Origin of the sequence: Chryseobacterium oryctis (assembly GCF_025971925.1) — a bacterium.
GTDB lineage: Bacteria > Bacteroidota > Bacteroidia > Flavobacteriales > Weeksellaceae > Chryseobacterium > Chryseobacterium oryctis.
Window position 1 is genome coordinate 39,358 of the sequence record NZ_JAPDHV010000008.1, and the last position, 14,791, is coordinate 54,148.

Annotated in this window: 8 protein-coding genes; 4 read left to right on the top strand and 4 right to left on the bottom strand. The window is 30.9% G+C overall.

Annotated elements, in window-relative coordinates:
• Positions 1 to 60: 60 nt before the first annotated feature.
• From OH806_RS14790 to OH806_RS14805, 4 genes are all read right to left on the bottom strand, one after another.
• The gene (locus OH806_RS14790) at positions 61 to 2,280 is read right to left on the bottom strand and encodes an NADP-dependent isocitrate dehydrogenase (protein WP_264744450.1); all 2,220 of its coding nucleotides are present in this window, start codon (positions 2,278 to 2,280) and stop codon (positions 61 to 63) included.
• 104 nt (positions 2,281 to 2,384) lie between these two features.
• Complete coding sequence (locus tag OH806_RS14795) at positions 2,385 to 3,506, bottom strand: cadherin repeat domain-containing protein (protein WP_264744451.1); 1,122 nt, start codon at positions 3,504 to 3,506, stop codon at positions 2,385 to 2,387.
• A gap of 13 nt (positions 3,507 to 3,519) precedes the next feature.
• Positions 3,520 to 3,972, bottom strand: a complete 453-nt coding sequence (locus OH806_RS14800) for a T9SS type A sorting domain-containing protein (protein WP_264744452.1) — start codon at positions 3,970 to 3,972, stop codon at positions 3,520 to 3,522.
• A 436-nt stretch (positions 3,973 to 4,408) separates the two neighbouring features.
• Complete coding sequence (locus OH806_RS14805; RefSeq protein WP_264744453.1) at positions 4,409 to 5,611, bottom strand: C1 family peptidase; 1,203 nt, start codon at positions 5,609 to 5,611, stop codon at positions 4,409 to 4,411.
• A 163-nt stretch (positions 5,612 to 5,774) separates the two neighbouring features.
• On the opposite strand from OH806_RS14805, the gene OH806_RS14810 reads away from it, so the two are divergent.
• Genes OH806_RS14810 through OH806_RS14825 form a run of 4 tightly spaced genes read left to right on the top strand, consistent with a single transcriptional unit; the run spans position 5,775 to position 14,730 of the window.
• On the top strand, positions 5,775 to 6,293 hold the full coding sequence (locus OH806_RS14810; protein ID WP_264744454.1) for an RNA polymerase sigma factor: 519 nt from the start codon (positions 5,775 to 5,777) through the stop codon (positions 6,291 to 6,293).
• Between the two features lie 12 nt (positions 6,294 to 6,305).
• On the top strand, positions 6,306 to 7,388 hold the full coding sequence (locus tag OH806_RS14815; protein ID WP_264744455.1) for a TonB-dependent receptor plug domain-containing protein: 1,083 nt from the start codon (positions 6,306 to 6,308) through the stop codon (positions 7,386 to 7,388).
• A gap of 52 nt (positions 7,389 to 7,440) precedes the next feature.
• Positions 7,441 to 10,209, top strand: a complete 2,769-nt coding sequence (locus OH806_RS14820; protein WP_264744456.1) for a hypothetical protein — start codon at positions 7,441 to 7,443, stop codon at positions 10,207 to 10,209.
• Between the two features lie 3 nt (positions 10,210 to 10,212).
• Positions 10,213 to 14,730 (top strand): TonB-dependent receptor plug domain-containing protein, encoded by a 4,518-nt coding sequence (locus tag OH806_RS14825; protein WP_264744457.1) that lies wholly within the window; start codon positions 10,213 to 10,215, stop codon positions 14,728 to 14,730.
• The last annotated feature ends 61 nt before the right edge of the window (positions 14,731 to 14,791 follow it).

Below are 14,791 nucleotides of genomic sequence, written 5' to 3' on the forward strand. Positions count from 1 at the left end.
AATTAACCAATAAAAAAGCTCCTCTAAATAAGGAGCTTTTATTTATTAATTGTAAAGAAATTAAATTCCGTCGATAATTTCGTTCAACACAGTGCTTGGTCTCATTGCAGCATATGTTTTGTAGGTATCTGGTTTGTAATAACCGTCAATTTCCTGAGGCTTACCTTGAGCACCGATTAATTCTTGGTTGATTACTGCTTCGTTTTCCTGCATTGCCTGTGCAACCGGAGCAAATTGTGCTGCTAGTTCAGCATCTGCAGTTTGGTTTGCTAAAGCTTCTGCCCAATACATTGCTAAATAGAAATGAGAACCTCTGTTGTCGATTCCACCAACTTTTCTTGCAGGAGATTTATCAGTTGCTAAGAATTTAGCATTAGCTTCATCCAATGCATCAGCTAAAACTTGAGCTTTAGTGTTGTTTTGAGTTTGAGACAAATGCTCTAAAGAAGCCTGAAGTGCTAAGAATTCACCAAGAGAATCCCATCTTAAATATCCTTCTTCAATAAACTGTTCGATGTGTTTAGGTGCAGAACCTCCTGCTCCTGTTTCGAATAAACCTCCACCATTCATCAAAGGAACGATAGAAAGCATTTTAGCAGAAGTTCCAAGCTCTAGGATTGGGAATAAATCTGTTAAATAATCTCTCAATACGTTTCCGGAAACTGAAATTGTATCTTTTCCTTCTCTTGCTCTTTTTAATGTCTCAGTCATGGCATCTTTTACATCCATAATTTTGATGTCAAGACCTGTTGTGTCATGATCAGCAAGATATTTTTCAACCTTTTTGATGATTTCTCTGTCGTGAGCTCTTCCTTTGTCTAACCAGAAAATAGCTGGAGTGTCGGATAATCTAGATCTGTTTACGGCTAATTTTACCCAGTCTTGAATTGGGGCATCTTTAGTTTGACACATTCTGAAGATGTCTCCTGTTTCTACATTTTGAGAAAGAAGAACATTTCCTGCTTCATCCTGAACTTCAATAGTTCCGTTTCCTGTAGCCTGGAAAGTCTTATCGTGAGATCCATATTCTTCAGCTTTTTGAGCCATCAAACCAACGTTTGGAACAGAACCCATTGTTGTAGGATCTAATTTTCCGTTTGCTTTCATATCATCAATAACTGATTGATAGAAACCAGCATAACAACGATCCGGAATAATACAAACTGTATCTTCTTCGTTTCCGTCCTTGTTCCACATTTTTCCTCCACCTCTTACTAATGCAGCCATAGAAGCGTCAACAATAATATCAGAAGGAACATGGAAATTGGTAATTCCTTTGTCAGAGTTTACCATTGCCACTCTTGGTCCGTTTGCTAATGCTGTTTCAATATCAGCTTTAATGTCAGCTTCCTGAGCATTTCCTTTGATTTTTTCAAAAAGATCAGCAAGACCGTTGTTTGGGTTAATATCTAAAGACTTGAAAGTCTCAGCATATTTTGTAAATACATCTTTGAAGAAAGTTTCTACAATTGCTCCGAAAATAATAGGGTCAGATATTTTCATCATTGTAGCTTTCAAGTGTGCAGAAAGAAGTACATTTTTGTTTTTAGCCTCATCAATAGCTTTTTGAACGAAAGATTTTAAAGCATTTAGGTTCATTACAGAAGAGTCGATAACTTCACCAGCCTGAAGGTTTGCAAAATCTTTTAATAAAGATTCAGAACCATCATTTCCTTTGAAAACAATTTTATATTTTGTAGCATTTTCAAGAGTTGTAGATGTTTCAGTTCCGTAAAAATCTCCATTGTCCATATGAGCAACGTCAGTTTTACTGTCAGAAGTCCAATCACCCATTCTGTGAGGATTTGCTTTTGCATAGTTTTTAACGGCTTTTGGAGCACGTCTGTCAGAGTTCCCTTCTCTTAATACGGGGTTTACGGCACTTCCTAAAACTTTAGCATATTTAGCTTTAATAGCTTTTTCTTCTTCTGTTTTTGGTTCAGAAGGGTAGTTAGGAACTGCAAAACCTTTAGCTTGTAGTTCAGCAATTGCTTCATCTAGTTGAGGTGCAGAAGCAGAAATGTTTGGTAATTTGATAATATTTGCATCAGGTTGAGTAGCTAATTGACCTAATTCAGCCAAAGCATCACCGATTTTTTGGTCATCTTTCAAAAATTCAGGGAAGTTTGCTAAAATTCTTCCTGCCAAAGAAATATCCGGAACAGCAATCTCAATGTTTGCAGATTTTGTAAAAGCCTTTACAATTGGTAAAAAAGAATGTGTTGCCAACATTGGAGCTTCGTCCGTAAGGGTGTAATAGATTTTTGATTTGTCTGACATTATAGTGTAATTTATTATTTGATTTTTAAGACTCACAAATTTAGTAATTATGATTCTTTTTCAACTCATTTTAAATAAAAAAAGAGGCTTGTGCCTCTTTAAATTTATATTTGTGTAATTGTATAAGTTCCAGTTCCGTCAAAGTTAATGTTAAATTCGACTTTGAAGTTTTTTGGAGTAGTTGTTAGGTTCGGGATCATAATATAAGCACCTTCTATATCAAAACTGCCATCACTTAAATTATCACCCAAAAGTTCTTGATTTGTACTACCCCCTCCAGGTAAAAGAATATTAAACCCAGAAAAATTTGAGGAAGTAACATCCGTTATATTTATTGAAAATTTATTGGTTGAAGTATTATAAGTTGTGGTAGAGGTTTGAGGAATAGTACTGCTTCCATTATAATTTAGCTGAATAGTAGGATTAATATTCAATACTTTTACTAGGATTGATGGACCATAGTTAGCAATGTGAATTTTGTAAAAGCCATTAGAAGAAGCGTTAAAGTTTCCTCCATTAATAACTAATGAACTTTGACTGTCTGAACCATATACTTGTGCAGAAGTATTTTGACCAGCAATAAATTTAATTTGTGTATTAGAAGGTAAATATTTATACCCTATTTTTTCAGATCCATATAAATTTCTCAATAATTCTGATGAGTTTGCATTAAAATTGTTATATGAGCCATACATATATAGGTCAGAAGGGAAATTTGGGTTTGAACTTGATGTAGTTGGGAGACTTAAGTTTCCAGAATTATCTACACTCAAAGTATAACTTGTCCCATTGGGAGACGTGAGGGTAATTCCTTGTCCTGCACCAGTTACAACAGTTTTACTTACTTGAGCATAGGGAACACTCATTAATTGGTTTACTCCAATATTTGTATAATTAGAACCTCCTTGAGGATCAAGTTCAACTTTTACAAATTTTGTGTTTGTTCCCCAGTTGATGTTTCCAAAATTTCCTGTTGTAGCCGTTCCTTGTCCTATATTAAGATTTACTAAACCTTTAGAGTTTGTTGTTTTATTATGAGTCTCTGTATATAAAACTGTTCCTGTAGCAGAGTTTTCCAAAATACTTACTCTTAATGATACATTTCCATTTGCGATTGGAGCACCAGAAACATTGAAAGCAATGGTTTGATAACTAAAAGCTTGTGGAACTTGTGCACTAAATAGGGAAGAAATAGATATTCCTAAAATAGCGTATAATTTTTTCATAATTTGAATAATTTTAAGGTTTTTTAATAATTTTAATTGGCTTTAAATCTGAGTTCTTGAAAGAAATGAAGTAAACTCCTTGATTTAGAGGTCTTAAATCAAGCTTATCAGATTCTATTTTTGCTTTTAGAATAAGCCTTCCTGTAGTATCATGGATTTCAGCTTCATCAATTTTTGATTTGGAATTTAATTTTATATAAACAAAATCCGTAGTAGGATTAGGGTAAACTTTTAAAGTTTCTTCTTTAACTTCACTTACTCCTAAAACTTGTAACACTGTTTGATAAAGTATTCCCATTGTTCCAGAGTTATTTTGCTCAGGATCAATTGGAATTACATAGATCTCACCAACGGAATGACTGAAGTTATCTGAAGAAACGGCTCCTGAATTGATGCTCCCAATTCCTGATTGCGCGAATCCTAAAAATGGGACTGCTAATAGAAATAAAGTAATTTTTCCTCTCATGTTGATTTTTATAAAAGTTAGCAAATATAATTATATTTTTATTCTTTTCTTGATATTTCAAAATTTATCTAGAATATTATGAAGTATGACATTTTACAAGATTTATTATAGTAGATTTAAAGGTATATGATTCAGATTTTTCCAAATCAAAATACGCTTTCAGAATTTCTGAAAGCGCATCTTAAATTTTTTTAGTTTGGATATCCAACACTCAAAGGAAGGCATCTCTAATATCCCAGATTCCCATTTTTAGGAGGGTAATAACATTCGATTGGGCCAACACAGTACATTCAGGCTAGTTATTATCTTTGATTTATTTTTATTAAAAACAACTATCATTAATTAATTTTAAAAGAAATCATCTTTTAAAATTTCTAAAAGAGGATTTTTTAACAGATTTAAATATCTAAAGTGCTATTTATAGTAAAAACTAATTTTATAAACCAATATTCTTACTAGGCTTTAATTGTTTTAAAATATTCTTCGGAATAGAATTCTTGTGAACTAAAATTGCAGTTGATTTGTATTCAACATAAGGTTTTGTTACATAAATATATCCTGCAAAATCATTCGTTATACCCCAAGAGTTTTTAACCATATAATATTCTTTCCCCGATTGATCTTTTGCTAATCCTACGATATGCATTCCGTGGTCGTCTGTTGTAGAAAGATTATTAAGAGCTTTCTGGCGCATATCTTCAGTGATGGTTTTGTCTTTTTTAGGCTCTGTAAATAGATTTCCTTTGTTTTCTGCATTGATTTGGTCTAAATCCATATCAGGAACATAAGCTACACCATTTTTGTATGAAAAATAAGGCTCCGAAACATCTGTTGCCCAACCTACAGAGTATCCTTTGTTTACAGCATTATCAATGATAGCTGTTAAATCTTTCATGGGTACATTCCATACAGAATCGTGACTCCAGTTATCAGGAATCGGGATGACAAATTTTTGGAAATAAGGATAATCTTTATATGATGAAATTTCTACGTAATCCTCAGTATTAATACCTACAACTTCTTGAGCAAAAGTTTTTGGAGTATAATTTTTTCCTTGGTAAGTAAAGTTTGAAGGTACTTTTCCTAAATATTCATCTAAAATAGCATCTACAGAAGCCATCCAGTTGTCAGAAAGTTTAACTTTTGATGAAGCCTGAACCAAACTATCTAAAACTGGTTTTAATTTTCCCTGCATTTCTTTGAAATTATTCAAAGTTTGTCCTTTTTTTAACCCGGTGTAAACCTCTTGAGGTACAGCTCCGTACTTTTTGTACATATTGATTACATCGTGAAGTTCACCTCCATCTCCCCAGCTAATAGCTCCATTATTCAAAACATATAGTTTTGCTTTTTCATGATAAGAATTTCTTGCCGTGAAAATTTCAGCTAAGTCTACAGGTTTTTTACCCATTCTTTGCATTTCAGACTCAAGGAAAGAATTTCCTGAATAACTCCAGCAAGTTCCAGAAGAACCTTGATTTTTTACCGAAGTTGCACCTACATCTTTGATGGTAGTGAACTGGAAATTAGCATTTTGAGATTGGTTGTTTTTTAACTTATTGATTAAGTCATCTTGAGCAAACATCATACTTCCTGCAGACAAAACAAAAAGTAATGATACAAATTTGGTGTTTTTCATTACTATAACGTATTATTTGATTTAATAGTCGTTGGTATTAAAGATTTGTTACAGACGAAAAAGTTAAATATTGAATACAATTTTTAGATTAATTTTAAAAAAAGTTTAAGATGTTTCCAACCATTGTTAAAATGTGTGCATCTATAATAGTATAATCCTTCATATGGAAAGAGAATTATTGTTAGAATGTCAATGCAATAACCGGAATGCACAACGGAAAGTTTACGAGAAAATGTCAGGTAAACTTTATTCGGTTTGTAGGCGTTATCTGAAAAGTGAAGAAGATATAGAAGAGGTATTGGCAGATGCTTTCTATAAAATTTTCACAAAGATGAATCAATTGCAGAATCCTGATACTTTTGAGTTTTGGGCAAAAAAGATTGCTGTGAATGAATGTCTTCAAAAATTGCGCGCTAATAAAGAACTTTATATTTCTTTAGATGAACATCATTTTGAGAGTGCTGAAATAAACGGAGACAATATTTCTTTTGAAAAAGATATTTTGAACCTTTTGAATTTTCTTCCGGAAGGTTGCAGAGCAATTTTTAATCTTTTCGCTATTGAAGGCTATCCTCATAAAGAGATTGCCGTAATGCTTTCTATTAGTGAAGGAACATCTAAGTCTCAACTCAACTTTGCAAGAAAAAAACTGCAGGAACTTTTGATTAATCAAAACATTTAAACATTTACAACAATGGAAAATAATCACGATATCGATAAAACTTTTAATGAAGCTTCCAAATCTTTGGATGAGGCTGAAACTTTTCCTGGGTTTGATAAAGTTTGGGGTAGAATAGAAGAAAAATTAGATAAAAAAGAAGAAAAAAAGAAAATAATTAAGAACTGGTTTCCTTACGGAATTGCTGCAAGTTTACTGATTTGTACAGGGATTTTTTACTTTTTAAATAAAAAAGAATCAGCACCTGAAATTTTACAGAATGTAATTGCAGAGAATTTGGAAATTCAAAAACTTAATAAGGCTGCGGAAATTGATAGTATTGTAAAAACTAACATCAAAAAAGAATCTGCAAAATCTATTTTATCAAAAAATAATCAGGTTTTAGCTTATCAGGATGTGAAAAAACAGAAAAATGAGATTAATCTTTCAAAAAATCAACATCATATAAATTCTGAACAAATTTTGAAAGAGGTAGAAGAAAAAGTTTTCCCCAAAACCAAAGATACTTTGAAAGTGAAAAACATTGAAGAAGTAATAGCAATGGGAATCAAAAGGGAAAAATCTTCTGTAAATGCTTCTACGAGAATCATTTCTTCAAATGATATTTCTAAAAAGAATAATATAATTGAAACAGACACAGCAGAATCTTTATTTCCGCTTAATCGGTTTGATATTGTAAATGAGATGAAAGAACCTCTTGTAGCCGGGATGAATAGAAATTTTAAAAAAAATAGAACTTTTGAGTCATCTCCAAAATTAGCAGAAAATATGAAAGATAAAAGTATTACAAATTCTTTGCAAGGTTCTGTTTCGGGGTTGACCATAAGTCCTTATGGAAGTAAAGGTTCTGGGAAAGTTGATATTGTGATTAGAGGAAGCTCTTCAATTAATTCTAATCCTCCTCTTTATGTCATTGACGGAAAGATTTCTGATGCAGAAGGTTTCAAACAAATAAATCCTGATATAATAGAATCTGTAACGGTTTTAAAAGGTGAAAAAGCGGTTACTCTTTATGGAAATAAGGCTTCAAATGGAGTTGTTGTAATCGAAACAAAAGGGACGGAAACCCTTAAAAAAGTAAAAGATTCGGTGAAATAGAAATTTTCATATGTTAATCTTTAATATATAATTTTCACATAAATTATTGATAATGAGAAGGATTTACCTGTTGTTTTTTCTGGCTGCAAGCGTCTTTGTTTTTGCCCAGAATTCCCAATTATATTATTCAGGAACATTTTTAAATCATAAAAATAAACCTCAAAATTTTTTAAAAGTTTATAATAAAAACAGCGGTATCTACGAATTGACCGATGAGAAAGGTTTTGCGATTATTGCAGCGAAGCCTTATGATACCTTAGTTTGGAACAATGGCAAAAATAAATATGCTGTACTTTCTTATAATCTTCAAGAACTAAAAAATATATTAGATAGTAGAGTTGAAAAACAAAATGTACAAAATATTTATAGTAAAGATTATGATAATTCAATTACTAAGTATAATGATGATACATTCAGCATTGAAAACTCCAAAACTGTTTTAAGCAAAAATTCTGACAAGTATTATTATTCTGTTAGAAAACTTAAACAAAAAAATGATAGTCTTTTTAAGCTGAAAACCATACAACAAAGAGATTTATTTCTTAACGGAAATTTTACTACTTCTTTTGAAGTTAAAAGCAGAAATTCTATTCCTAAAACTCAAAATAAATATGTGCAAGGAAGAGCCGAAAACGGGAATTGGGTTTGGAGAGGACCAGAAACGAATGAAATGTTCAGCTTTGGTCCAGATATTTCTACCTTAGGTTTTGATAATCAATCTTATGAATTTGATGAAAATGGAAGTTTGGTGAATCTTTCAAACGGAATTTTACCTGCAAAAATCTATAACGATGATATTTTTAAGACAACAGTTGGGTTTAAAAATCAACTGAAAGTTAATGCTTTTATTAAAGAAGGATATCAAGAAAAAATTCGTTTGTCATTAGATTTGGGACAGCAAAAAGACCAGATGTATTTTGAAGACCAGTTCAACATTGTAAATACTATTGATGGAAGACTGAATTTTAATATAAATGGTTATTTGCTCAATTTCGGATTAAATTACAACGAAAATAAAGCTACAAATACTAATAGAATAGCTTTTTTTAATAGAGTTTATCAAAATTATTTACTGACTCCAATCTCGTTTTCCAATTCACAGAATATTTTTTTGAGTAATCAGCTTCAAAGAAGTTATAGTAGCAATGCTGATAATCCGTTTTATCTTTTTAATCAAGATAAAAAATATAATTATAAAAATAACCATCGTCAATATAATGCTGAGTTTAGCAAAAAATGGAGAAATTTTAAACTGAATTTAATTCAATCTTACAGAACAGAAAGATATTGGAATTATGATCATTACCAACCTTCTACAGTTGGGTTTAATGGAGGTATAAATAATGAAAGAATACAAAATAATAGTTTTTATAACTCTAGCATTTTAGGAAATTATTCATTAGGAGATTATTATTTTAGAAATATCTTCACATTCAATTTTATATTGAATCATACAAAGTCGGATGTTTTTAATAGTCTGTATCAACTTAGCAACCAATATCAGCGTACATCTCAGGATTATATTTTCAATTATGATATGGAAATCAATGAATCTGATTTTATGATGGGATTAAATTTAGGGAACTCTTTTTATGTTTCAAATACTTCAAACAATAATAAATATTGGCTTCCTAAAGCAAATGCTTTCGTTTTATTCAAAGATATTTTTCATTGGAATAACTTTAATTTCAAAGTATTAGGTTCATATACTCAGCTGAGTTCAGAGCCGGAAATTACACGTTCTTATGCATCTTATTTTACGACCTTGCTTAATGCACAGAATGCATTTAAATATTTTCCTGCAAGTGAAGTTCAGGGTTTTAATGGGCTTTCAACCATTGATACAAAGGAATGGAAAGCCGGAATTGCCCTAAAATTGGGGTATAGAATAAATATAGAAGGGGAATATTTTAATAGAAAAATAAATAATGATGTATTTCCTGTGTTTGAAAATCAACAGTTACAATTAAAAAACTTAGCAAACCATACTTATTCAGGATATGACTTGAGTTTTAATTACGAAAATGTAAGGCTTTTTCAGAATATGTTTATGAATCACAGAATTTCGTTTTTTTCCTATAAAGATATTGTAAACAAAGTTGTTTCAGGATATAATAATTTACCGATTTCAGGATTTAATGATATTTATAAAACCCTTTCTGGTGGAAATCCTTTGGGTATAGTAATGGGAAGTTATTTTGATAGAAATAAAGATGGACAAATGATAATTGATGAGAATGGTTTTCCAAAAAAAGCGGATGGATTTAAAATTATAGCCAATCCAACTCCTGATTTCATTTTAAAATTCAATCATAATTTCAATTATAAACGTTTTTCATTGGATATCAATTGGGAGTGGAAAAAGGGAGGAGAAATTTGGAACGGAACAGAGGTAGTTTTAGATTATTACGGAAGGTCATTTCAGTCGGGCGAAGATAGAAATACTAAAAATTATGTTTTTGAGGGAGTAAATTCAGAAGGAAATCTTAATCAAATTGCTGTAGATTTTTATAATCTGTCTCAAGATGTGTCTCAAAACAGATGGTCGAGGTACGGTTATTTAGGAGTTGCAGAAAATTATGTGCAAAAAGCCGATTATATAAAAATTAATAATATTTCTCTTTCGGCAAAGTTTCCTATTAATTATACATCGAGAATGTTGACGCTTACTTTCTATGTTAATAATGTCCTGTTGTGGCAGGAGAATAAAGGAGCAGATCCTACCCAAAATTTCTACGATACAGATAACGGAAGAGGACTTGATTTTTTTAATCTACCGTCTTTCAAAACTTTTGGTTGCATGGTTTCATTTAAATTTTAAGACATGAATTTCAGATTTACTTATATCATATTGTTCGGGTTGCTATTATTCATCAATCCTACCAAAGCACAAAAAATTCTTCAGGATTTTAGGAAAGAAAAAGTATATGTACAAACGAATCACGTCTTTTATAAGCCGGGGGACGAAATGTACTATAAAATTTACGTTGTTCAGGGAGAAAATAATCTTCCTACACAAGAAAGTCGTGTGGTTAATTTTGAATTGATAGAACCCAGCGGAAGTATTTTTAAAAAGTTGAAATATGAAATTAAAAATGGCTATTCAGAAGGATTTTTTTCTTTTGATAAAGACATGAAAGGAGGAATTTACAAAATTCGCGCTTATACCCATTGGATGCAAAATGAAGAAGGAAAAAATGCTTTTGAAAAAGAAATCACGCTTCAAAAAATTGTTTCTCCAAGAATTTTAATGAAGCTCGATTTTCCTAAAAAAGGATATGGAGCAGGAGATGAGGTGATTGCAGATTTTTCAATGAAAAGTCTTAGCAACCTTCCTATTCCTTTTTATGAAGCGGAATATACAATAATGCATCATGGAGAGAAAATTGTAGACGGAAAATTAATTACTGATAAAGAAGGAAAAAATCAATTGAATTTTAGACTTCCTGATGTTCTAAAATCTTCAGATGGTTTGCTGAATATTAAAGTAAATTTTGATGGCTTTACAGAGTCTATTTCCAGAAATATCCCGATTGTTTTGAATAACCTTGATATGAAATTTATGCCTGAAGGCGGAACTTTCATTAATGGACTTGAACAAAATATAGCCTTTAAAATTGTAGATGAGTTTGAAAAGCCTGTAGATGCTTCATTAGAAATTTATAACCAAAATCATAAAAAAATTACAGAAGCTACAGCTTACAACTTCGGGATGGGAAGTTTTACTATCATTCCGCAAATTGGTGAAACATATTATGCTAAAATCATTAAACCTGAAAATATAAAATCGATTTATCCATTACCTATTGCAAAAAATGAAGGTGTAGTTTTTAATGTAATAAAGAAAAACAAAAAATTAAGATTAAAAATTGTCTCTACAGACCCGAAAAATGTTCTTATAAAAAGTAGTTTTCGTGATAAAGATGTTTATGAAGAGACTGTTTCTTTGAAAAAAGGAGATAATGAAATTGAAATAAATGAAGATAACCTCCCAATTGGAATCTATCGGTTTACGATTTTAGAAAATAATATTCCTCTTGCAGAGCGTATTGTTTTCAGTAATGAGGATAAACAGTTAAAAATTAAAATCACTCCTTCTAAGAAAAACTATTTACCAAGAGAAAAAGCTATAGTAAATATTGAAACAACGGATGAAAATAACAAACCTATCTCTGCAAACTTGGGCATGAGTGTAATTGACGATAAACTTTGGACGTATGCGGATGATAAGCAAAATCATATTATATCTTGGCTTTTAATGGATTCTGAATTGAAAGGGAAAATTGAAAGACCTCAGTTTTATTTTGACAAAAAAGAAGAGAAAGCCTCAAAAAGTTTGGATTTGGTAATGCTTACCAATGGTTATCGATACTTTGAATTACTTCCTGAGATTATTAATAGCAGGAAATATAAATATTTACCCGAAAAGAAAAATCCTATCTACGGAATTATCGAAGATGAAAATGGAAAACCTGTAAAAGCCGAAGTATATTTGGTGGAAGAAGGAATTCAGAACCAAAAAATTCTCAAGCAAACAACTACAGAAAACGGATTGTTTTATTTTTCAGATTTAGAAAAATATACCCATTATAAAGTGATTGCTAAATCATTTAAGCCTAAACATAAAGTTAAGATAAGATTATTGTCCTATAAGCTGAATATTAACCCTTTGGTAAAACAAAAATTGAATAATATTGATGTTGAGGAAATTATAAAAGAAGCTGATATTAAAGAAAAACCCAACGAAAAAAAATATACTACAGATAACTTTTTTTATAAAAAAGGAGGCAAAAAATCAGATACTGTAAGTAAGGAGACAAACATAGAACAGGTTGTTGTTTTGGGCTATGGTTTACAGAGAAAAGAAGAAACGACAAGTTCCGTGACAACTGTGAAAAATTATGAAATTCAAAATCAGTCCCTAAGTTCTTTGTTAAGCGGAAAAGTAGCAGGAATAGAAGTTTCATCCATTAGTAATGAAAGGAATACTAATATCTTAATTAGAGGGATTTCTTCAGTTTCTAATAAAAAACCTTTATTTGTTGTAGATGGAGTTCTTGTGGAAAATTTCGACACCTCCATTAATCCAAATGATATTAATAGTATCACTGTTTTAAAAGATGCAGCTGCTACATCTATTTATGGAAGTAGAGGAGTAAATGGAGTAGTTATTATCAATTCATTGAAAAACAATGTAGCACAAACTAAAATTGATATTTCTCCTAAATCACAATTTGCTGTGTTGGCTGTTCCGAGAGATAGTTTGACTCAATATTCATACAGTCGACAGTTTTCATATCCTGTATATGAAACTACCAATACAGCTCATCGATTTGATTATAGAGAAGCTATCTATTGGAATCCTGTAGTTCAAACCGATAAAAACGGAAAAGCAAAGATTGAGTTTTATAATTCTGATGCGAATACTACATTTAGAATTCTTACAGAGGGTATTTCTGTAAACGGATTGGTGGGAAGAGATGAAACAACATATTCGGCACAAAGTTTAATAGCAATTGATACAAAAATTCCTCAATATGTTACCAGAGCTGATGAAATGCATATTCCGGTTGTGATTAAAAATAATTCATCACAAACAAGAAGAATGACAATGGATGTTATTGTTCCTAATCGCGTAAAACTTATTGAATTTGATAGTATTATTTCTCTAAAACCTCTAGAATCGGGAAGATTGTGGGTAAAAATGCAAACAAATGAGGTGGTTAATTCTAATATTCAGTTTGTTGTAAAGTCAGACGATTTTAGAGAATCAATGATTCTTCCTTTTAAGGTTGAAGAGAAGGGATTTCCGTATCGTTTTTCAATTATTAATAATAAAGAAGAAAATATTAAAATAGAAATTCCTGAGTTTATTGACGGAAGTTTCAAGTCATCATATTATGTATTTGAAAACAGGGCATTACAGATGTTTGAAGATTTGGAACGTCTTAAAAGAGAACCTTATGGCTGTTTTGAACAGCTTTCTTCTACGGTTTATCCTAATATTTTCATTTTGGATTATTTGAAATCTGTCCGAAAAATAGATAATGAAACAGAAAAGACAGTATTGAAAAACTTGAAAAAAGGCTTTGAAAAAATGTTGAGTTATAAGCATGAAGATGGAGGATTCGGATATTTTAGTGCTACTCAATCTAATGTTGCTGTTTCAGCTTTTGCTTTATTAGAATTTAATGATTTGAAGAAATATGTGAATATTGATACTAAAATTATTCAAAAATTACACTCGTTTATTCTTTCAAAGAAAGGCAAAAATGGACTTTTTGAAGTGAGAAGAGATTATGAAATCAACCAGCCCTATTCAGAATATTCTTGGTCCAGAAATATGTATGTTCTCTATGCTTTATCAAAAGTTGGAGTGAACCCAGAATTGTCTGATTCTTATGATGTAATGCTAAGAAAAGCTCTGTCAACCAAAGATTCTTATCAATTAGCTTTAATGGCAAATGTTTCGGCAAATCTTGGAAAAAACAAAGAATATGATATAATATTAAGTCTCTTAAATAAACAATACGAAGACAAAAAACTGAAAACAGGCGTTACATTTACAGGTTCCGGCGGATTTTCAGCGAATGCAGAAACATTATCACTTTATATGATGGCATTGCAAAAAGATGAAAAACTGAATCAGTTAAAAATTGCTGAGGTAGCCAATGAATTAATACAAATGAACGGATATTATGGTTATGGTTCTACTCAGGCAACAAGTCTAGCATTAGAAAGTTTATCAAGATTTTTCAAACAAAATGAAAAATTGTTTGGAAATGATAAGCCGATGATAAAAATTAATGGTTCTGACGTTTTCCCTAGTATGAGTATTGCTTCTGCTTATAAAACAGGAGAAAATAAAATTAACGTAAGTTATATTCATAAAAAGGGTTTGCCATATAAATTAGATTATGAATATTATACTTTAAAAGCTCCCAAAAGTACTGATATTCCTTTAACGATGGATTTGAGATTGAAATTTTCAAGGGCAAAAGTAGGAGAAACCAATAGATTAGTATTAACAATAAAAAACAAAGAGAACACACAATTACCAATGACTACTGCCAAAATTGGTATTCCGGCGGGTTTAACTTTACAAAATGCTTTGTTGAAAGATTTGATAGATAAAAAACAAGTTTCTTATTATGAAATTTTTGATAATTATTTAGTCTTGTATTGGGAGCACTTTGGAGCAAATGAAACAAAAGTCATTAATTTAGATTTAAAAGTGGAATTTGCAGGAGAATATACAAGTAAAGCGAGTAATGTTTACCTATATTATATGCCCGAGTCTAAATTTTGGAACGAAGGAATTCGTGTAAATATTGAGCCATAAAGTGTTTTTTTCAATTATTAAAAAAAATATTAATCATATTGTCAATTTTAATATTTTCACA